The organism is Streptomyces sp. NBC_00299 (assembly GCF_036173045.1).
Classification (GTDB): Bacteria; Actinomycetota; Actinomycetes; order Streptomycetales; family Streptomycetaceae; genus Streptomyces; species Streptomyces machairae.
In genome coordinates this window covers 8,745,138-8,763,647 of the sequence record NZ_CP108039.1, presented here as the reverse complement: position 1 = coordinate 8,763,647, position 18,510 = coordinate 8,745,138, and the positions used below count along the sequence as shown (strand labels likewise).

The 18,510-nt window shown below is 72.0% G+C and carries 19 protein-coding genes; 9 read left to right on the top strand and 10 right to left on the bottom strand.

Annotation, left to right across the window (positions count from 1 at the left end):
• Position 1: 1 nt before the first annotated feature.
• The 3 genes from OHT51_RS38920 to OHT51_RS38910 are packed head-to-tail and all read left to right on the top strand — an operon-like array spanning position 2 to position 3,551.
• Entirely contained in the window at positions 2–1,261 is a 1,260-nt protein-coding gene (locus OHT51_RS38920) for an ATP-grasp domain-containing protein (protein WP_328883606.1), read from the top strand.
• Positions 1,258–2,538 (top strand): MFS transporter, encoded by a 1,281-nt coding sequence (locus OHT51_RS38915; RefSeq protein WP_328883605.1) that lies wholly within the window; start codon positions 1,258–1,260, stop codon positions 2,536–2,538. The genes OHT51_RS38920 and OHT51_RS38915 overlap by 4 nt, the downstream gene beginning before the upstream one ends.
• Positions 2,535–3,551 carry a GNAT family N-acetyltransferase gene (locus OHT51_RS38910; protein ID WP_328883604.1) on the top strand — a complete coding sequence of 339 codons (1,017 nt, stop codon included), beginning with the start codon at positions 2,535–2,537 and terminating at the stop codon, positions 3,549–3,551. Before OHT51_RS38915 ends, OHT51_RS38910 begins: the two co-directional genes overlap by 4 nt.
• Before the next feature lie 27 nt (positions 3,552–3,578).
• On the opposite strand, the gene OHT51_RS38905 is transcribed toward OHT51_RS38910, so the two are convergent.
• The 3 genes from OHT51_RS38905 to OHT51_RS38895 are packed head-to-tail and all read right to left on the bottom strand — an operon-like array spanning position 3,579 to position 6,376.
• Positions 3,579–5,012 carry an FAD-dependent oxidoreductase gene (locus OHT51_RS38905; RefSeq protein WP_328883603.1) on the bottom strand — a complete coding sequence of 478 codons (1,434 nt, stop codon included), beginning with the start codon at positions 5,010–5,012 and terminating at the stop codon, positions 3,579–3,581.
• A gap of 57 nt (positions 5,013–5,069) precedes the next feature.
• On the bottom strand, positions 5,070–5,951 hold the full coding sequence (locus OHT51_RS38900; protein ID WP_328883602.1) for an NmrA family NAD(P)-binding protein: 882 nt from the start codon (positions 5,949–5,951) through the stop codon (positions 5,070–5,072).
• Entirely contained in the window at positions 5,948–6,376 is a 429-nt protein-coding gene (locus OHT51_RS38895; RefSeq protein WP_328883601.1) for a nuclear transport factor 2 family protein, read from the bottom strand. The genes OHT51_RS38900 and OHT51_RS38895 overlap by 4 nt, the downstream gene beginning before the upstream one ends.
• A 114-nt stretch (positions 6,377–6,490) precedes the next feature.
• On the opposite strand from OHT51_RS38895, the gene OHT51_RS38890 reads away from it, so the two are divergent.
• Positions 6,491–7,075, top strand: a complete 585-nt coding sequence (locus tag OHT51_RS38890; RefSeq protein WP_328884576.1) for a TetR/AcrR family transcriptional regulator — start codon at positions 6,491–6,493, stop codon at positions 7,073–7,075.
• Between the two features lie 21 nt (positions 7,076–7,096).
• On the opposite strand, the gene OHT51_RS38885 is transcribed toward OHT51_RS38890, so the two are convergent.
• Complete coding sequence (locus OHT51_RS38885; RefSeq protein WP_328883600.1) at positions 7,097–7,666, bottom strand: GlcG/HbpS family heme-binding protein; 570 nt, start codon at positions 7,664–7,666, stop codon at positions 7,097–7,099.
• Positions 7,667–7,901: 235 nt separating this feature from the next.
• On the opposite strand from OHT51_RS38885, the gene OHT51_RS38880 reads away from it, so the two are divergent.
• A complete protein-coding gene (locus tag OHT51_RS38880; protein WP_328883599.1) occupies positions 7,902–9,104 on the top strand; it encodes a sensor histidine kinase in 1,203 nt (400 codons plus the stop codon).
• Complete coding sequence (locus tag OHT51_RS38875) at positions 9,101–9,742, top strand: response regulator transcription factor (RefSeq protein WP_328883598.1); 642 nt, start codon at positions 9,101–9,103, stop codon at positions 9,740–9,742. The genes OHT51_RS38880 and OHT51_RS38875 overlap by 4 nt, the downstream gene beginning before the upstream one ends.
• A 45-nt stretch (positions 9,743–9,787) precedes the next feature.
• Here OHT51_RS38875 and OHT51_RS38870 read toward each other — a convergent pair whose 3' ends face one another.
• Together OHT51_RS38870 and OHT51_RS38865 are read right to left on the bottom strand one after the other, a co-directional pair.
• Positions 9,788–10,366 (bottom strand): hypothetical protein, encoded by a 579-nt coding sequence (locus OHT51_RS38870; protein WP_328883597.1) that lies wholly within the window; start codon positions 10,364–10,366, stop codon positions 9,788–9,790.
• A 389-nt stretch (positions 10,367–10,755) separates the two neighbouring features.
• Positions 10,756–11,577 (bottom strand): aminoglycoside adenylyltransferase domain-containing protein, encoded by an 822-nt coding sequence (locus tag OHT51_RS38865; protein ID WP_328883596.1) that lies wholly within the window; start codon positions 11,575–11,577, stop codon positions 10,756–10,758.
• Between the two features lie 324 nt (positions 11,578–11,901).
• Here OHT51_RS38865 and OHT51_RS38860 point away from each other — a divergent pair, with 324 nt between their 5' ends.
• The gene (locus tag OHT51_RS38860; protein WP_328883595.1) at positions 11,902–12,411 is read left to right on the top strand and encodes a hypothetical protein; all 510 of its coding nucleotides are present in this window, start codon (positions 11,902–11,904) and stop codon (positions 12,409–12,411) included.
• 117 nt (positions 12,412–12,528) lie between these two features.
• Here the strand turns inward: OHT51_RS38860 and OHT51_RS38855 are convergent, their stop codons facing one another.
• The 3 genes from OHT51_RS38855 to OHT51_RS38845 form a co-directional block, all read right to left on the bottom strand.
• Positions 12,529–13,605: an NAD(+)/NADH kinase gene (locus OHT51_RS38855; RefSeq protein ID WP_328883594.1), complete on the bottom strand. Its 1,077-nt coding sequence runs from the start codon at positions 13,603–13,605 to the stop codon at positions 12,529–12,531.
• Positions 13,606–13,786: 181 nt separating this feature from the next.
• Entirely contained in the window at positions 13,787–14,773 is a 987-nt protein-coding gene (locus OHT51_RS38850) for a pyridoxal-phosphate dependent enzyme (RefSeq protein ID WP_328883593.1), read from the bottom strand.
• Between the two features lie 251 nt (positions 14,774–15,024).
• Positions 15,025–15,588, bottom strand: coding sequence for a snapalysin family zinc-dependent metalloprotease (locus OHT51_RS38845; protein ID WP_328883592.1), 564 nt, complete (start codon positions 15,586–15,588; stop codon positions 15,025–15,027).
• A gap of 236 nt (positions 15,589–15,824) precedes the next feature.
• Here OHT51_RS38845 and OHT51_RS38840 point away from each other — a divergent pair, with 236 nt between their 5' ends.
• Positions 15,825–16,403 carry a dihydrofolate reductase family protein gene (locus OHT51_RS38840; RefSeq protein WP_328883591.1) on the top strand — a complete coding sequence of 193 codons (579 nt, stop codon included), beginning with the start codon at positions 15,825–15,827 and terminating at the stop codon, positions 16,401–16,403.
• A gap of 93 nt (positions 16,404–16,496) precedes the next feature.
• On the opposite strand, the gene OHT51_RS38835 is transcribed toward OHT51_RS38840, so the two are convergent.
• On the bottom strand, positions 16,497–17,135 hold the full coding sequence (locus OHT51_RS38835; RefSeq protein WP_328884575.1) for an HD domain-containing protein: 639 nt from the start codon (positions 17,133–17,135) through the stop codon (positions 16,497–16,499).
• 123 nt (positions 17,136–17,258) lie between these two features.
• Between OHT51_RS38835 and OHT51_RS38830 the strand changes: the two genes are divergently transcribed.
• The gene (locus OHT51_RS38830) at positions 17,259–18,227 is read left to right on the top strand and encodes a GlxA family transcriptional regulator (RefSeq protein WP_328883590.1); all 969 of its coding nucleotides are present in this window, start codon (positions 17,259–17,261) and stop codon (positions 18,225–18,227) included.
• Positions 18,228–18,510 lie beyond the last annotated feature (283 nt).

The window sequence follows — 18,510 nt, the reverse complement described above, 5'->3', positions numbered from 1 at the left end:
CGTGCCCAGTCCCGTCCGGAAGATCGCGTTTCTGCGGTCCGTGGAGATCCGACGCGCCGACCCGTACATCCAGCGAACCGTCCGCGACCTGGCCCGACAGGGCATCGAGAGCTGTCTGTTCCACACCCACGGTACGGCGGACGAAGGGGACTTCCCCGGCACGCGCCGCCGTCTCGACCCCGCCGTCACACCCGCCGACTTCGCCCACGAGGTCGCCGCGTGGGGCGCGGACGCCGCCGTGTCCATCTCCCTGCCCTGCGAGAACGCGCTGCGGGACGCCACCGTCAAGGAAATCCTCGACGCCCGGGGAATCCCCACGGTTATGACCCCGCTGCCGTCGACCCTGGCCCTGTGCGACAAGTGGGAGACCAAGCAGCTCCTCGCCCGCGCGGGCCTGGACACCCCGCGTGGCGTCAAGGTCGACTCCGATCTGCTCGCCGGGCGCGGCGTGGCGTTTCCCGCCTACACGGACGCCCTGCGCGCCTCGGCCGCCGGCATCGGCTTTCCAATCTTGTCCAAGCCGTTGTGGGACTCCACCAGCATGGGGATCAGGGCGCTGCCCGACTCCGCCGCTCTGGATGCGTACCTCGCCGATCCGCCCGAGGTGTCCGCGGTGATCGAGGAGTGCGTGGCGGGAGCACTGTGCTCGGTGGATGTGGTGGGCGAGCCGGGCAAGTACCGTGTCCTGCCCGTGTGCTGGACCGGCACGGCGGGCACCGAGCCGGTGTTCACCTTCGCCGGCCTGCGCTGGTGCGGGCCCCGGCCGCAGGCCGACGCCGATTTCGAACCCGTCGCGGCGAAGCTGATCGCCTTGTGCGAGGACCTCGGCGTCCACGGCTCCGTCAACGTCGACATGATCTACACCGGTTCGCGGTACGTGGTCCTGGAGATCAACCCCCGGATCGGCGGCGCCACCACACTGTCCTGCGCCGCCTCCACGACGAACACGTTCGACGCCCTGGCGGCCCTGGCCCGCGGCCACTACAGCCCGGCCCCCGTGCGACGTACGGGATGGGCCATCGAGTTCCTCTCCCCCGAACGCCTGCCGGAGCGGGCAAGGACGGAACTGACTGACCGTCTGGATCTGGTGACGGCGCACGAGTTGGTGATCGACGACACCAGTCACGGCGACATCGTCGTGTTCACGCTCGCAGAGGGCGACGAGCAACAGACCGTCAAGCAACTGGAGGAGCTGCACCGGACAGTGGGCTGGCCGCGTCAGGAGATCCTGGGCAAGATCCGGGCCCTGCTCACCCCATGACCGGCACCGTCACGCCCCGTGCACCCCGTGGGTCCCGGCTGCGTCGCGTGCTCGGCATCCCGGCCACACGCGGACACGGCCGGTTCATCACGGGCAACCTCATCGACTCCCTCGGCAACGGCATGCTTCTGCCGCTGGGCCTGCTGTACTTCACGACCGTGCGCGATCTGCCCCTCGCCGCGGTCGGAGCTGCCGTCACCGTGGGCCAGTTGGCCGCCCTGCCCGTCGTCTTCGTCGCCGGCCGGGTCATGGACCGGCGTGGGCCCAGACGTCTCACCGTCATCGCCAATGTCGTCAGCGCGGCCGGTTTCCTCTCTTTCCTCCTCGCCGAGCGGCCCTGGCAGATCGCCGGCGCCTACCTTCTGGTGCAGTCCGGCATCAACTCCTACTACACGGCACAGCGCACGCTGATCCTGCACGCCGCACCGGCCTCGCAGACGCGCAGCTGGTTCGCCTTCACCGGCAGCCTGCGCAACATCGGCATCGGTGTGGGGGCGCTGCTGGCGGCAGGCACGCTGGCACTGTTCGGCACGGACGCCCTGACGTGGCTCGTGGTCACGGCGGCACCGCTGTATCTGCTGGCGGCGTTCTGCTTCGCGCGCGTTCCGACGACCCCGCCGCCGCAGAGCGCCCCCGAAGAGCCGCCGAGCGAGGACCGGGCGGCACGCGCCAAGTCCGACGCCGGCGACGTGCGCCGATACCTGCTCCTGGTGACGTGCAACATCCCCTTCGTCCTGTCCCAGGCCATGCTGTCGGTGCTCATCGCCGTGTACGCCACCGAGACGCTCGGGCTGCCTGCCTGGTCCGCGAGCATCCTGCTCGTGGTGAACACCGCGATGGTCTCCACCCTCACCAGCCCGTTGACGGCACACGCCGCCCCAGGGCAGCCCCGGCACACCATGGCCCTGGGTCATGTCCTGCTGGTATGCGCCATGCTGGCGTTCGCCGCGCCGGCGCTGCCCGACGCCGACCTGCCCGCATGGCCGGCCCTGGTCACTGCGATCGTGCTGTTCAGCCTGGCCGAGATCTTCTACTCGCCGGCCGTCAGCGAGCTGTCCGTGACGCTCACCCCCGGCGCGGCCCGCGGCAGCAGGCAGAGCCTGTACCAACTTTCCTGGTCCGCGGGCAACATCGCCGCCCCCGCCCTTTTCACCGGCCTCCTCGACGCCCACGCCCTGCTCCCCTGGACCGTGCAGGGCGTGACGTGTCTCGTGGCCCTTGCGGCGATCCCCGCCCTCAAGTCCCCTGCCGCGCAGGGCGGAAGGCAGCAGACATGAAGACCGAGATCGTCAGCAGCGTCCACGCCGTGCCGGCGGCGGACTGGGACCGGCTCGCGGAGCACGCGGGGGTGTACCTGTCGCACCGCTGGCTCGCCGGCGAGGAGAGCGACCCCACCGCGACCGTCTCGTACGCGCTGATCCGCGACGACGACGGCGCCCTGGCCGCGGCCGCGCCCCTGTACTTCGTGCACAGCGAGCCCAACACCTACTACGAGCCCACGCACCTGCCGCCCGGCGCGGAGAGGCCGCGCGTGATCGCGGGCGCCCGACGCGGCTACCACAACACGCCGTTGACCGACCCGCGCCTTCCCGGCGATGTCGAGCTTCAAAGCCTGTCCCTGCTCCGCGATGCGGCACGCGACCACGCCGGCCGGCACGGGACCTCGCACTGGTGGCCCTATCTGACCGAGCCCGCCACGCGACGGCTCGCGCCCCTGTACGACACGCCCCCGCACCACATGGAGGACGACGCGACGATTCCGCTGCCCGGCGCCGGGTTCGACGACTATCTGGCGGCCCTGCCGTCCAAGCGCCGCGTGGCGATACGGCATGAACGTGCCGCATTCGAAGCGGCGGGGCTCGACGTACGACGCCTGTACCTCATGGACTGTTACGAGGACGCCGGGCGGCTGCTGGCGGCGCTGCAGCGATCCCACGGCCACGGTGACGACACCGACGCGATGACGGGCCTGCTGAAACGACAGGCCGACGCGATGGGCGAACGCGCCCGAGTCGTCGCCGCCTACGACGGTCCCCGCATGACCGGCTTCTGCCTCTACTACCACCAGGGCGGCACCACTTGGCTGCGCGCGGTCGGCGTCGACCCCGAACGCCCGGCTTCGTTCGCGTACTTCGCCCTCACCTACTACGAGCCGATCGAGGACGCGTACCGCCATGGCACGACCGCCTTGCACGCCGGGATGAAGGCGATCGAGGCGAAGCGGTTGCGTGGTGCGCGGGTCACTGGGTTGTACGCGCTCGACGACACACGGGCGGAGGGGCGTGCATGAGGTGCGCTGAGGCGCAGGCACTCGGCGCTAGGCGCTGAGGGCGTCGAGGAGCTCCGACCGCGAGGGGCCCGGCGGCATACGCTGCTCGACTTCCGGTACGGCCCGCGTCACCGCCTCCACCAAGGCCGGAGCGCTCAGCTCCTTCCCCGCACCGGGCAGGAGATGTGCGCCGGCCCGCTCCGCCCGCAGCGCGTCCGGGTCGCGGCCGGCGAGGAGCGTCAGTGCCCTCGCCCGGTCCCAGTCGGGGTGCCGGTAGGGGCGGCCGGCTGCGTGTGCGTCCATCTCGGCGAGGCGGTGACGGGTGTAGGAGGTGCACTGCCGGTACACGTGCCCCAGCCCGTCCCGCGTCGCTCGGCCGAACGCGGTGACGAGGCCGACCGGGTCACCGGTGCCGTTCTGCCGGAGGACGTCACGGAGCATCAGACTGTGCTGGAGGCTCATCGCCAGTCCGCGGCCGATGCTCGGCACGGTGACCGCCCACGCGTCGCCGACGGCCACCAGCCCGGTGACGAGGGAAAGTTCGGCGTCGTACAGGGTCCGTTTGCGGTCCGTGAGTCCGGCCATGATCTGGACCCCGTCGGTGAGGGAACGGCCCTCCAGCCAGGCGTCCGCGCCGGGGAACAAGCGCACCGCGGCCGACCAGGCACGTTCGTGACGCAGCAGCCGACTCAGTTCGTGGTCGTCGCTGCGGCTGATGAGGCCGAGCGAGTAGGTGCCGTGGTCGGCCGGGATGCGGAGAAGGCCGAGGGAACCATGCTCCTCGATCAGGGGGAACGTACTCGCGGGCAGGGCGCCGTCGGACGACCGGAAGTAGCGGCAGTAGTACGTGAATCCGCGCCGCCCCGCTTCCTCGACCGGGCCCGGCACGCCGAGGTCACGCAGCCAGGAGGGCAGCGGCGAACGGCGTCCGGTGCAGTCGACGACGAGATCGGCGGTCCGTGGTCCCGTGTTGGTGTCCACGCCGGTGACATGCGGTGCGCGGGAGCGGGGCGCGGAACGGTCGACGCCGCGTCCGCCGTCCGACCGGCTCCGCAGGCCCCGGCATGCGACCCCCCGCTCGACGCGGACACCGGCGGCCTCGGCCGCGCGCGTGGCGACGTACTCGAGCAGGCAACGCCGGGCCGCCAGCGTGTCGAAGCGCGCGTCGGCGGCCGACAGGCCACCGCGCAGGCCCGGTTCGGGTGCCAGCGCGTTCATGCGGACGGCCCCGGCCGCCGTCATCTGCCCGGCCAGGCCCGGCAGGTGCGTCTCGGCCAGTTGGAGCCAACGGGCGAGGGGGAGGTGGGTGAGGCGCAGTTGCGGGATGCCGGGGCGATGCCACTGCGACCACGCCACGTCCGGATCCGACGGCGGGGGATGCGGGTCGCGCTCCAGCAGGGTCGCCTGATGGCCGTCCGCGGCCAGCAGCAGAGCGGTCTGCAGGCCGCCGAGCGCGGCACCCAGTACGACGATGCTCGCCATGAGGGTCATCCTTCCCCGCGGGGCGGGTGTCCGTACCGGCGCGGCGGCGACGCTCCCCTACCGGATCGGACCGGTCTCCGGCACCGGCTGAGGCTGCGTCGGTGCCAGCTCCCGTTCCGCCACCACCCGAAACCCGTTCGGCGGGCGGCCGGTCAGGCGCAGGACGGTGTCGGTGGTCCGGTCCTCCGCTCCCCCGGCGATGGCGCGGTCCATGTCGGCCAGCATCGTGGCGAACTCCAGCGGGATCACCGCGGCGAGACGGTCGCGCATGTCGTCGTAGGTCAGGCGGTCGTGGGTGACGCGGCGGCCGGTGACCTGGGTGACGATCGCGGCGATGTCGTCGTGGCTGAGTGCTTCCGGCCCGGTCAGGATCAGGTCCGAGTCAGGGGCGCGCTCGTCGGTCAGGGCACGTCCGGCGACGGCGGCGATGTCCTCGGCGTCGACGAAGCCGACCTGTCCGCCCCCGGCGGCGGTCCGGATGACGCCGTGGTCGCGGATGCTGTCGGCGTGGGCGTGCGTGCCGGTGAAGTTCTGCATGAACCACGAGGGCCGCAGCACCGCCCACTCGTCGAACAGGCCGGGCAGGGCCCGGTGCACCGCTCCCACCGCCGGGCCGCCCTCGGGGATCGCCGAGGAACTCAGCAGTACGGCACGCTCCACACCGCAGGCGCGGGCCTGCCGGAGGAAGGGCAGCATGACCGCGGCCGGGGCCGGATCGCCGATCGGCGGCACCAGATAGACGCTGTCGGCCCCGGTGAGGGCGGCTCCGAAGGTGGCGGGGTCGTACCAGTCGAAGCGGACCGGTTCGGTGCCCGGCAGCAGGGTGGCACGACGGCTCGCGGCCTTGACGCGGTGGCCGGCGGTGATCAGCTGTGCGGCGGTACGGCTGCCCGTGGTGCCGGTGGCGCCCATGACCAGGGCGGTGCGGGTGACGGTCATCGGGCGCTGCTCCCGGTGAAGTCCACGCCGGATGCCTGGACCGCCAGGGGGTTCCAGTAGTCGCGGTAGGAGGTGAAGCGACCGTCCTGGACGGTCACGACGGCGATGTAGGTCATGTCGAAGGCGCCTCCGGTCTCGACCACACGGCCCACCCCGCGCATCTCGACCACGATGGTCCCGGCGTCGGTCGTCTCGTGAATCCGCAGGTCGGGGAAGTCGTGCAGGTCGATGTGGTCCGGGTAGTCCCGCATGTAGTCGGCGACGGCCGCCCGGCCCTCGAGTCGCGCGGGCCACGCCGTGGGCGCGAAGGGGAACTCCATGACGCCGTCGTCGGCCCAGAGGCCGACCCAGGCGGAAATGTCCTTGTCCAGCAGCAGCCGCAGGCTGTGGCGGTACAGATCCGCCGGTGAGGTGGTTGCGGGCATGGGCGTGTCCTCCCGTACGATACGGACCGGCGGGCCGCTTCCTCCGTGAACGATACGGACCGCCGGTCCACTTTTCAAGCGGAGGAGTAACGGAGGAGTCCCATGCCGAGCCCCATGGCCGAACGCAAGCCCCGCAAGGACGCGGCCCGCAACCGGGCAGCCGCCTTCGCTGCGGCCGACACCCTCTTCGCCGAATGCCGGAGCCCGGACGAGGTCACCATGGCCGACATCGCGGCGGCGGCCGGCGTCGGCAAGGCGACCCTCTTCCGCGCCTTCGGCGACCGCACGGGCCTGATCCACGCACTGGTGAGCGCGCGACTCGACCCCCTGAGGGTCGCCGTGGAAGAGGGCCCTGCGCCGCTGGGCCCGGCCACGCCGCCCCTTCAGCGCGTACCGGCCCTGCTCGACGCCGTCCTGTGCTTCAAGCTCGACAACCGCCATCTCGCGCTGGCGCTTGAGACCACCGGTGCCGACAGCCCCTACCACGCGGACCACTACGAGCACTGGCACTCCCTGCTCCGCGATCTCCTGGACCGCGTCCCGGGCGTGTCCGGCAGCGACTTCGCCGCCCACGCGCTGCTCGCCGCCACCCGGGCCGACCTCGTCGAGTACCTGGCCGGGGCGAAGGCGGTGCCACGCGAGGAGCTGCGCGAGCAGCTGGCGAGGTTCACTGCCGGAGTGCTCGGCAGCGGCGCGTGAAGCGGTCCGGACGTCAGCGGGTCAGCGGGCCACTGAGTTCGCCCCCGCCTGCGCGAACTTCTCGTCCAGCGCGCCGGACGGGGCGCCCGCGACGCCGATGCCGGCGATGGGCGCGTTGCCGGCGGTGACGGGGACGCCGCCCGCGAGGAACAGGGTGCCGCGGATGTCCTTCAGGTTCGGGGCCTGCTCCAGGCGCTCGGCCAGCTGAGAGGTGGGGGCGTTCCAGGAGACCGCGGTGTACGCCTTGCGCTCGGCGGACTCGTAGGACTGCGGGCCGGCGCCGTCGCCGCGCAGGGTGACGACGGTGTTGCCGTTGCGGTCGACGACGGCGACGGTGACGCGCTGGTTCTCCTTCTCGGCGGCGTCGAGCGCGGCCTGTGCCGCCTTGGTGGCGGCGTCGATCGTCAGGTGGGTGGAGGTGGTGGTGGCCCGGGCGGGGGCGTTGGCCGAGGTGGCGGTCGCGGGCTTCGCGGCGGGCGCCGAGGCGTTGGCGGACACGGCACCGAAGCCGGCCAGGGCGACGACGGCGAGCACGGCACCGCCGGTGGCGACGCGAGCGCGGCGGGAGAACTTCTTGTGCACGGGGTTCATGGGTCGGTCCACTCCTTCGGTGGGCGGGCGGCCCGGTTGCCGCCCCGCTTCGTCCGCTCTCCACCCTCGGCCCGAAACAGGGCCCGGACCGTCGACGTTCCGGCTGCATGGGGGCAGTACGACGGACGACACCGGGGTCATCCGATCGGTTGACCTGCCCGGGCCGGGCGCCGGGTCACAATGGAGGTGTTTGCCCAGTTCAGCGGGCGTGAGCAGGAAAGGAGGCGGGCCCAGGATGCCGAACCGGTCCTACGAACCGAGCACCGTGGACACCCGGTGGCTCGGCGTCGTGATGCACGCGGCGTTCTTCCTGCTGCTCGGCGGAGCGCTGGCCCGGTTCGTGCTGCGGCATCCCGGCGAACCGCGTACTCCCTGGATCATCGCGCTGTGCGTCGTGCTCGCCGTCCTGCATCTGCTGGGCCCGAGGACCGGCGACACGCGCCCGCGGCCCACGCGGCGGCACTCGGCCTGGCTGGCACTGGTCGTCGTGGTGTGGATGGTCCTGGTCGTGCTCGCGCCCAGCTTCGCCTGGTGCGCGGTGCCCCTCTTCTACACCGGTCTTCGCACGCTGCCGGCCCGCGCGGCTCTGGTTCTCGTGGCGGTCCTGACGGTGTTCGTCGTCGCCGCGCAGGTACAGCTGTCGGGCCGCTTCGACCCGAACCTGGTCCTCGCGCCGCCCGCCGTCGCCGCCCTCGCCACCGCCGTCTTCCTCCAGATGGAACGGCACACCGCGCGCCAGCGCGTCCTGATCGACGACCTGATCCGCACCCGCCACGAACTCGCCGCCTCCGAACGCCGCGAGGGCACTCTCGCCGAACGCCAGCGGCTCTCCATGGAGATCCACGACACGCTCGCCCAGGGTCTGTCCAGCCAGCAGATGCTGCTGCAGGCGGCGGACCGGGTGTGGGACACCGAACCGGACAAGGCCCGCGCCCATGTGCGCACCGCCGCGTCCGTCGCCGCGCACAACCTCGCCGAGGCCCGGCGCTTCGTACACGACCTGGCCCCCGCCGACCTCGCCGGCGGTGGTCTCGATCAGGCCCTGCGCACGCTGGCCGGGCGGGAGTCCGGCGCCGACCTCTCCGTACGCCTCCACGTCGACGGTGCCGAGCGCCTCCCGCAGTTGCCCGACCGTGTCCAGTCCGCCCTGCTGCGCATCGCCCAGGGCGCCCTGGCCAACGTCCGTGAGCACGCCTGCGCGAGCAGCGCCGCCCTCACCCTGACCCTCCTCGACGACGAGGTCGTCCTGGACGTCTCCGACGACGGCCACGGCTTCGACCCGGCCGCAACTCCCGACTCCCCCGGCGCCGGACGCGGCCACGGACTGCCCGCCATGCGGGCCCGGCTGCGCGCGCTCGGCGGAAGCCTCACCGTCGACTCCGCGTCCGGCGAGGGCACCGTCCTGTCCGCGGCCGTTCCCCTGGAGGCGCCCCGATGACCCCCGACCGCGCTGCCGTACGCATCCTCGTCTGCGACGACCACGCCGTCGTACGGGCCGGCCTGCTCGCGCTGCTCGACAGTGCGCCCGACATCGAGGTCGTCGGGGAGGCCGGCACCGGCGAGGAGGCGCTCGCGCTGGCCGCGAAACTCGCGCCGGACGTGGTGCTGATGGATCTGCAACTGGGCGAGGGCATCGACGGCGTGGAAACCACCCGCCGCCTGACGTCGGCCCCCGGCGCCTCCCCCCACGTCCTGGTCCTGACCACCTACGACACCGACGCCGACATCACCCGCGCCATCGAGGCGGGCGCCACCGGCTATCTGCTCAAGGCCGAGCGCCCCGACGAACTCTTCGCCGCGATCCACGCCGCCGCCGAGGGACGCCCCGCCCTGTCCGCGCCGGTCGCGGGCCGCGTCATGGCCAACCTCCGCCGACCCCGCCCCACCCTCACCGACCGTGAGCGTGACATCCTCACCCAGCTCGCCCGCGGCATCGGCAACCGCGACATCGCGTGCGCCCTGTTCATCAGCGAGGCCACCGTCAAGACCCACCTGCGCCGCATCTACGACAAGCTCGGCGTCGACACCCGGGCAGGCGCGGTAGCGGTAGCGAAGGAACAGCGCTTGCTGCCGTGAGGGGAGCCGGGCCTGCCGCAGCACGTGCGCACGTCATCGGACGGCTCAAGGGGTGACGCTGTTGAGGAAGATCCCCCACTCGATCTTGAAGATGTCTGCGCCCTCGGCACAGATGCTCTCGGCCTCCGCCCGAAGCGGCGGCGGAGGCTCCGCCGCGTCGCTGAGTCCGTAGCAGGGAATCGGGTCACGCAGCCGGTCGATGCCGTCCTGGACTGCGCTGGTGGTGAGGAAGACGTCGCTGTACAACACATCCGCGTACTCGGGCTTCTTGGCCCGCAGCCGTCGTTCCGTGTCGGCGGCGACGTTCTCGGCCGCGGTGAGCGCAGCCCCGCAGCGCCTGTCGTCCAGTGAAGTCGTCCTCGAGCACTTGTCCAGGTCGACGTCCGGGTACGCGTCGGTCGCGGCATCGTAGGCGGCCTTGATGTCCCGCGTCAGCTGCGATGTCGTTGCGGACGCGGAGGAGTCCGGGGCGGCTGAAGCGGTGGCCGACTCCGACGACCTCGCAGGCGACGGTGTCGGCTCGGCAGGCGCCGGATCGCCACTGCACGCGGTCAGCAGCACTCCGGCGGCCACAGCCAGCGGCAAAGGCCACGTCCGCCTGATCGCACCTCGTCCCGAGAACATGCCGCGATCGTAGGGACGACCCCCCGGGAGGGGTCCCGACTCTGCTGCCGCAAGCAGCGACACGGGACACCGGGTTCGAGCTTCGGCGGATCTCGTGGCGGCGGCCGACGGGGTGCCGATGTTCTCGTCCGACGTGCTGGTCACCCCTGGCTGCTGCTGCCCGCCGGCACGCACCACATGGTGCAGGACGACGAGCTGCTGACGGAGTTCGCCACTCGACCCGGCCACCGTACGGAGGTCCCCGGACGGACACCTCGTCCGGCTGGACGCCACGCAGGTGCGGGTGACTGGATGGGCCGGCGGTGAGGGCGTGGGCCGCGTCCGGGTCGGCGACCGGCCCGCCTTCTCGGGCGAGGCGCAGACAGGCTGAGGTGGTGGGGCGTGCGGCGCTACCCCCGCCGGTCCGCTTCGACCGACTCGTCGACGCGTTCCGCCACCCAAACCAGGAAGGCCTGTACGTCGTTGGCGGGCAGTGCGGTCGCGGCCGTGCGGGAGGGGCGTTCGTAGCTGTGCAGCGCGGCCCGCAACAGCGGACGGAAACGTTCCTCGGCTGCCGCGACCGCCTCCGCCGCCCGGCGCTTGGCCTGCCAGCGGCCCGTACGGCAGAACTGCACGGAGCGGCAGCCGTTGAGGACCCGGTTGTCCGCGAGATGCCCTTCGCCGGCACTGTGCTCCCGGACCGAGGCACGGATCGCCCTGAGCACGTCGGCGCGTGCGGGCTCGGCGATCACCTCCCGCGCCGGCCTGCCGTACAGCACACGGCCGGCTTGCCGGGCGACGGAACGGTCGATGACGTACCAGAACGCGGGCGACTCCGACGGGTCGAGGCTGGCTCGTTCGGGCAGGAGCGGTCCCGTGTTGAGGTCCAGCAGGTACCCGGCCTCGCCGGAAGGCCGGGCCGCGAAGTCGCGGTCGTAGACGACGAGTTCAAGTCCCGTCGCGGGGCAGGGCAGGGCGGGGTGGGCCAGTGCGGCGGCCAGTTCGGGGAGGGCTCGGCCGGGGCGCGCTCGGCCGGGGAGGGCGCCGTCCACGACCACCGTCACGTCGACGTCGCTGCGTCCGTGCCGGTAGTCGCCGAGCGCGACGGAGCCGACGGCGATGACGCTCACCAGGTGGGATCCGCACAGGGCGTGCGTGCGGTGGACGACCTCCTGGAGGTAGGGACGCAGTTCGTCCGGGACGGAGTACGGGTCCACGAGAGTGCGGGTCATACCGTCAGTGTCCGCCCAGGCCGGAAATCGACGAATGCCCGAGAACCTCCGCACCGGACTTCGCGCCACGGCTCCCGGCACATCCGGAATCACGCCAATATCAGCATCAGGCACCTCGCGGGCGACGGGCACTTCATCGCACCCCGCAGGGGCCCGTCCCGCCTCCTGCGTGCACATATGCGCCCTCAGCAGGGGCTTCACACTGCCGCCGCAGGTCCATTACACGAGGGACACATTCGGCCTGTCGATGACCGGAGCGCCCTTCGAGGGGCAGACGACGTGCGCGCCGGATGCCTAGCCTCCCGGGCCATGCGATCACCACGTATGAGACGCCTGGGTCTCTCCGCCGTCCTCGGTCTCCTGCTCGCCGTGTTCGGCCTGGCCCCCAGCGCGAGCGCCGACCCGGCCCCGGCCGCCCTGACGTTCACCGCCGACTCCGCCACCACCACACCCGGCGGCACGGTGCAACTCTCGATGACGCTGACCAACAACAAGACGTACGACGTCCTGTTCGTCTACCAGACGATCGAGCCGACGTGGCTCACCACGCAGCGCCCCGACCTGAAGTACAGCTTCACGGGCTGCACCCTCGCCACCGCCGCCGGCAGCACGCCCTGTGCGGGCACCGGGCCCAGCAACCTCGGCCAGAACTACGGCGCCACCATCCCGCCCGGACAGAGCCGCACCGTCACGCTGACCCTCCAGGTCGCCGCCGACTCGGGCTGCAACGGCAACATCGGCTTCTACTCGTACTACTACGCCGAGTTCAGCGACGCGACGAACGCCAGCGGCGGTCCGGTCTTCACGCCGGAGACGCGCGTGCTCTGCGCCTGACACCCGCACAACCCGCCGACGCCCCGTGCAGGCTCCTTCCTGTGCGGGGCAAGACGGCAGCATCACGAGGTTCCGGACGTGCACCGGGCCATGGCCGGCGCCCCCTTCGGCCGGCTGTCACTGAATGGTCGACGGACCGTCCGGAACCCCCAGCAGCGCCAGATGGGCAAGGTCACCGGGCGGTGGCGTGCTCACCGACCAGAGGGGCGCCGGACTCCCGTCGGCGACGGCGGCCGGGGCGTCGGTCAGGTTCATCCGCTCGCGCAGCCGGCCGTAGAAGTCCATCGGGCCGAGCCGTGCGGCCCGCAGCCGGCGCGGCGCCGCGTACACGCCGATCCAGTCTCCCGGGTCCAGAACGCCCCGCACCTGTCCGTCGATGCTGACGGCCGCCGGTCCCGACCGTTCGAGGACACGCAGCCCGACGGCCTCGTTGGGAGCCGTGACGATCGACCGGTCGAACGCCATGTGCGGGGCGACCGGCGTGAAGACGAGGGCCTCGGCGCGCGGCGAGACGACGGGCCCGCCGGCGGCGAAGCTGTAGGCGGTCGAGCCGGTCGGGGTGGCCACCAGCAGCGCGTCGGCGGAGTAGGCGGCCAGGAGCCTGCCGGAGATGTACACACCGACCGACACCTGGCGGTCCCGGGCCAGCTTCTCCAGCACGACGTCGTTGAGCGCGGTCACGTCGAGGGGGATGCCCCACTCGTCGTTGATCTCGCAGTCCGGGCGCACCTGAGGCGGCGGCAGGAGCGGGCCACGGCCGTACCGCACCCATTCCTCCAGACCCGCCGGCACTTTCAGGGGGCAGGAGGCGCGCATGGCGAGCAACATGCGCGTGTCGAGCGTCAGCCGGTCCTCGCGCACCGCGTCCAGCGCGGCACGCACCCCGGAGGCCGGCACCTCCGTCAGAAAGCCCACCCGTCCGAGATCGACGCCCAGGACCAGGGCGTCGTTCTGCGCTGCCAGCCGGGCGCCGCGCAGGAAGGTGCCGTCTCCGCCCAGGGTGACGACGAGGTCGGGATTGCCCGCGGCCTCGACCTCCGCACGGGCACCGCGGCGGTGCCCGTCCTCGCCCCACACGTCGATGTCCGTGCACCGCACGGCGTGCTCCTCACACCACGCTCGGACCACCCGAGCCGCTTCGACGGCCTCCGGACGTCCGCCGTGCACGACCAGGCCGAGCCGGTTCAACGTCATCTCCGCCTCCAGGGCATCTCGTCCGGTCGGCCGATGGCTGCCGGCCGGCAAGCCGACCCATTCGAGCATCCCTGCATTGCGCCGGCCCCGCACGTGCGGTCAGCCGGCCCCGCACGCGCGGTCGGCGGCCGAGGAGGAAGGCACCTCGCCCCCTGGCCCCTGTGCCTCGGCGGCGAGCCGTTCAGTCTTCGGCGGTCAGCTCGGCCTCCGCTCTCGTGAGGGTCGCCTGGTGACCGAAGAGTCCAGGTAGGCCGCCCGAGTGCAGGAAGACGGTGCGTCGGCCGGGGCGGATGTCGCCGTCCTCGACGGCTGCGGCGAGGCCCGCCATCGCGCGCCCGGTGTAGACGGGATCGAGCACGAGACCTTCGGTACGGGCAGTGAGGGTCAGCGCGGCCATGACGGGCTCGGTCAGTGCGGCGTATCCGTCGCCCACCTGGTCGAGCCTCACTCGGAGCGCTTCCGGGGCCTGGTGTGTGCCGGACAGCCCGGAGACGAGCGTGGCCACGGTCCCGGCAGGGTCGGGGACGGCGCCGCAGTGGACGCCGAGGACGCGCTCGGCGCCCAGTGCGCCGACCAGGCCGGCCATGGTCCCGCCGGAGCCCAGTGCGACCACGACGGTGGAGATGTCCGGGGCCTGCGTGAGGAGTTCACGCCCGCACTCCTGATAGCCGCGCGCACCGGTCACGCTGGAACCGCCGAAGGGGATCAGCACCGGGACCTCGCCCCGGTTGCGTAGCTGCTGCTCCACCTGAACCGCCGTCGCGGCGAGCGCTTCGCCGCCTGCGGACCCCGCCCAGACGACCCTGGCGCCGAAGAGCCCGTCCAGGGCCAGGTTTCCGGACGCCGACGATCCGGGTGTGCCGGCGAGCACGAGTACGGCACCCAGGCCCAGCCGGGCCGCAGCGGCCGCGGTCAGCCGCGCGTGATTGCTCTGCGGCGCGCCTGTGGTCACGAGGGTCGTCGCGCCCTCGGCCAGCGCCGCGCCGCACAGCCACTCGAGCTTGCGGATCTTGTTTCCGCCGCCGCCCAGGCCCGTGAGATCGTCCCGTTTGACCCACAGGTCGTCCGGCCCTAGACCGAGCGCGCGGGCCAGGCGCGGCACGGGCTCGAGCGGGGTCGGCCAGGTGCCGAGCGAGGCCGGTTGTGGGAATCGGCCGTCGGAGGTCATGCGCACCACCCTTGTCGGGACTCTGCGGGAACGCCCTCAGCGTTTCCGGCGAGTTCCATCCTGCACGGCCCGAAACCGCTCGGCGGCCGAAAGCAGGCGGGCCGGTGACGGGATCGAACCCGGCGACGGCACCCTCCCTGATCCGAGCCCGCCCGGTGCCTGCAGCGCTTCGGCCGGCAGGGCATCGGGCGGGCTCGTCCGCCTCAGGGGGCGTGGTGCGGCAGGCGTCAGGAGGCGCGGTGCGGCACGCGTCAGTCCACGATCAGTTCGGTGCCGGCCGCCGGTGCCCGCCCGACGAGCGCGCCGCCGAAGTTCCCCTCGACCTCCGCCTTCTCCGCCGCGTCCGGGTACGGGTTCGTGCATGCGGTACCGGCGCTGGAACCGGACATCAGGCTGGAGCACGGTCCGGGCTTGCGGTCGGGCAGGCCCAGGATGTGCCCGAGTTCGTGGGCGGAGATGCGGATCGTGTCGTAGCCCTGGTCGACGGCCTGGCGCCCGATGTAGACGGTGCCGTTGCCGAGCGTGGTGGGCAGGGCGCGCGGCCAGCCGTTGTCCGCGAGGACCCGTATGTTCGCGCGCTGCCCGGCGCCGGCCGGCCGCAACTCGACGGCGTCGACGCTCTCGTTCCAGATCGCCGCGCCCCGGTCGACGGCGCTCCTGAACTCCGCGGAGCCGCCGGCGTCGTAGGTGAGGACACGGGCTGCCAGGGGGGTGTCCGCCGCTTCGAGCGGACCGGCCACCGCCTGGCCACCCATCAGGGACAGGGACACCACACAGGCAGCGGCCAGGCCTCCGGTCAGCCTACGTACGTGCATGATCGACCTCCTCATGGGGGAAGGGGAGTCGTGCTCATGACATTCCCTGACCCATTGCCCAACGGGAGTGGAGGTGAATCCGTCAATCCGAGGCGGGCGCCGACCTGTTTCCGGCTCGTGCGGGTCACGCTCTTCTTCTCGCCCGCTGTGTCGCGTCGCCGGTCACGCGATGAGTGTCGTCCTGGTTGCCAGTCTGTATTTCCAGCAGGCGATCACCCGCACTCAGGGAGAGCATCATGACCGCGACGTACACCTTCGACGTCTTTTCCAGCCTCGACGGCTACGGCGCCGCCGGCGGCGACTGGACCGGCTACTGGGGCAAGCAGGGCCCCGAGCTCCTCGACCGCCGCCTGGCCCTGTACGGCGAGGAGCAACGGATGGTGTTCGGGGCCAACACGTATCGGCTGTTCGCGCAGATGACGGCGGCGAGCACCGAAGAGTCCGAGGTGCGTGACCCCTGGGTCACGCGGATGCGGAACATGCCGACAACGGTCGTGTCGACCAGCCTGGAGGGACCCCTCGACTGGCCCGACGCGACCGTCGCGAGCGGCGACGCCGTCGACGTCGTCGCCCGGATGAGGGAGGAGTCCGACGTACCGTTGCGCTCGCACGGGAGCCTGTCGATGAACCGTGCGCTGATGGCCGCCGGCCTGGTCGACCGCGTCCAGGTGACCCTCTTCCCTGTGATCACCGGCCGGACCGGGCTGGACCCGATCTTCCAGGGTGCGGCCGACTTCGACCTCGAACTGATCGAGCACCGGACGCTCGACGGCCACATCCAGGAGCTCATCTATCGGCCCACGCTGCATGCCTGAGCCCGTCCGGGCACCCCATCCCGTCAAGGGGCCGAGCGTGACGGGGAGTTCCGCCATCACCGCTGCGGGCGGCACTGCCAGGCGCACAGCCGGCTACTCGGGCCACTCCGAGTTCTTGATGACCTCCACGAAGTCGCCGCGTACGAAGCCGGGCGAGAAGTGGGCCAGCACGTCGGCCTTGACGTTGCCGAACGTCGTCTCGGGGCGGTCCTCGATGCCCTCGGTGAAAGCGGCGAGGATCCCGTTCTTGAAGTCGGGCCGGGGGTGGGCCGCGACCACGGCCGCGCGTTGCTCGTCGGAGACGGCGTGGTAGCCGATGCCCAGGACGTCCAGCTCCACACCCCGGGTGACGAGGGCCACTTCGGGTGCCATGTGCAGGGGGATCTCCGGGGTGGTGTGCAGGGCGATGGCCGTCCAGACCCGATCGGCCGGCCCGCCGGTGACGCCGTGGGCCTGCAGGAAGCGGCGGGCCTCGTCGGCACCGTCGATCTCGAAACGCCGGTCGGTGCGCCGGAAGCGCTCGGTCAGCCCCAGGTCGTGGAACATCGCCCCCACGTACAGCAGTTCAGGGTCGAAGCGCAGACCCTGCTCCCGCCCGCGCAGCGCCCCGAACAGGAACACCCGCCGTGAGTGGTCGTACAGCAGCGGTGAGGCGACGTCCCGGACCAGCTCGGTCGCTTCCCGTGCCAGTGCGCTGTCCGGGATCTCCACGCCCGCGACGACTTCACTCATCATGACCGCCTTTCCTCATGCCGTTCTCGATCCGCCCTGCTCGATCAGTGACCTCCTTCAGAGTCGTGCGGTGCCATACCCTGACGCCATGTCCTTCCTGCCACACACCCCACAGATTCAGACATGACCCACCGGGTTGCTTTCCTGGTGTTCGACGAGGTCACGCTGCTCGACGTCAGCGGCCCTCTGGAGGTACTGCACCAGGCCGGACGGCTGGGCCACGGCTATACGCCGCTCCTGGCCTCCCCGCGCGGAGGCGACGTCACGACCTCGTCGGGCCTGACACTGGCCCGGACCGTGGCCGCGACCGAGGTCGGTCCGGTCGACACGCTCGTGGTCGCCGGAGCCGACCGGCTGGCCGAGCGGCGCGCTGAGCCAGAACTCCTGAGCGCGGCTGCCGCCCTCGCCGAGCGGGCGCCCCGGGTCGCGTCGGTCTGCACCGGTGCCTTCGTCCTGGCCGAGCTGGGCCTGCTGGACGGGCGCAGGGCCACCACACACTGGCGGCACGCCAAGACGCTCGCCCACCGCCACCCCGGGGTGCATGTCGAGCCGGACGCCCTGCACATCCGGGACGGCCGCTATGTCACCTCTGCCGGCATCAGCGCCGGCATCGATCTGGCCCTCGCGCTGGTCGAGCACGACCACGGAGCGGCCACGGCCCGGGAGGTCGCCCGCGAACTGGTCGTCTTCATGCAACGCCCGGGCGGGCAGTCACAGTTCTCCACGGCGCTGGCGACCCCGCCGCCCCGCAGCGACCTGCTGACCTCACTGACCGCGTCCGTGCTCGCGGACCCGGCCGCCGATCACAGCCTGCCCGCCATGGCCGCAGCGGCCGCCGTCAGCACCCGGCACCTGACCCGGCTGTTCCGGACCGAACTGCACACCACACCCGCCCGTTGGGTCGAACGCGTCCGCCTCGACCGCGCACAGCAACTCCTCCTCGACGGCCACAGCGTGACCTCGGCGGCGCACCTCAGCGGACTCGGCACGGACGAAACCCTCCGCCGCGCCTTCGCCCGCCACCTGGGCACGACCCCGACGGACTACCGACGGCGTTTCGCCACCACGCGCCTGCCGCACACCCCCGTGTGACCTCGCGTATCGCGCCGGGGACCGGGACGGCCGCCCGAACGACACGACACGTACGCTCGTGCACATGGTTGCGCATCGCATGATCGACGTGAACGGGATCCAGCTCCACATCGCCGAGCAAGGCGAAGCCCGTTGGTGATACTGCTGCACGGCTTCCCCGGCTCACCGTCGGCGCCCCACAGCCGCTGCCGGACGAGGCGGCACTCGACGGTGTCGGCGAGTTCCTGTCCACCTGCTGCGCGGGGACGGCCGCCTGGCCGCACGAGCCCACCGTCGTCGACTA

What these genes read in the sequence shown, in the direction of transcription:
- OHT51_RS38915 (WP_328883605.1), top strand. Translation starts at nt 1,258, where the DNA reads ATGACCGGCACCGTCACGCCCCGTGCACCCCGTGGGTCCCGGCTGCGT.
- OHT51_RS38910 (WP_328883604.1), top strand. Translation starts at nt 2,535, where the DNA reads ATGAAGACCGAGATCGTCAGCAGCGTCCACGCCGTGCCGGCGGCGGAC.
- OHT51_RS38905 (WP_328883603.1), bottom strand. Translation starts at nt 5,012, where the DNA reads ATGGCGAGCATCGTCGTACTGGGTGCCGCGCTCGGCGGCCTGCAGACC.
- OHT51_RS38900 (WP_328883602.1), bottom strand. Translation starts at nt 5,951, where the DNA reads ATGACCGTCACCCGCACCGCCCTGGTCATGGGCGCCACCGGCACCACG.
- OHT51_RS38895 (WP_328883601.1), bottom strand. Translation starts at nt 6,376, where the DNA reads ATGCCCGCAACCACCTCACCGGCGGATCTGTACCGCCACAGCCTGCGG.
- OHT51_RS38890 (WP_328884576.1), top strand. Translation starts at nt 6,491, where the DNA reads ATGGCCGAACGCAAGCCCCGCAAGGACGCGGCCCGCAACCGGGCAGCC.
- OHT51_RS38885 (WP_328883600.1), bottom strand. Translation starts at nt 7,666, where the DNA reads ATGAACCCCGTGCACAAGAAGTTCTCCCGCCGCGCTCGCGTCGCCACC.
- OHT51_RS38880 (WP_328883599.1), top strand. Translation starts at nt 7,902, where the DNA reads ATGCCGAACCGGTCCTACGAACCGAGCACCGTGGACACCCGGTGGCTC.
- OHT51_RS38875 (WP_328883598.1), top strand. Translation starts at nt 9,101, where the DNA reads ATGACCCCCGACCGCGCTGCCGTACGCATCCTCGTCTGCGACGACCAC.
- OHT51_RS38870 (WP_328883597.1), bottom strand. Translation starts at nt 10,366, where the DNA reads ATGTTCTCGGGACGAGGTGCGATCAGGCGGACGTGGCCTTTGCCGCTG.
- OHT51_RS38865 (WP_328883596.1), bottom strand. Translation starts at nt 11,577, where the DNA reads ATGACCCGCACTCTCGTGGACCCGTACTCCGTCCCGGACGAACTGCGT.
- OHT51_RS38860 (WP_328883595.1), top strand. Translation starts at nt 11,902, where the DNA reads ATGAGACGCCTGGGTCTCTCCGCCGTCCTCGGTCTCCTGCTCGCCGTG.
- OHT51_RS38855 (WP_328883594.1), bottom strand. Translation starts at nt 13,605, where the DNA reads ATGACGTTGAACCGGCTCGGCCTGGTCGTGCACGGCGGACGTCCGGAG.
- OHT51_RS38850 (WP_328883593.1), bottom strand. Translation starts at nt 14,773, where the DNA reads ATGACCTCCGACGGCCGATTCCCACAACCGGCCTCGCTCGGCACCTGG.
- OHT51_RS38845 (WP_328883592.1), bottom strand. Translation starts at nt 15,588, where the DNA reads ATGCACGTACGTAGGCTGACCGGAGGCCTGGCCGCTGCCTGTGTGGTG.
- OHT51_RS38840 (WP_328883591.1), top strand. Translation starts at nt 15,825, where the DNA reads ATGACCGCGACGTACACCTTCGACGTCTTTTCCAGCCTCGACGGCTAC.
- OHT51_RS38835 (WP_328884575.1), bottom strand. Translation starts at nt 17,135, where the DNA reads ATGAGTGAAGTCGTCGCGGGCGTGGAGATCCCGGACAGCGCACTGGCA.
- OHT51_RS38830 (WP_328883590.1), top strand. Translation starts at nt 17,259, where the DNA reads ATGACCCACCGGGTTGCTTTCCTGGTGTTCGACGAGGTCACGCTGCTC.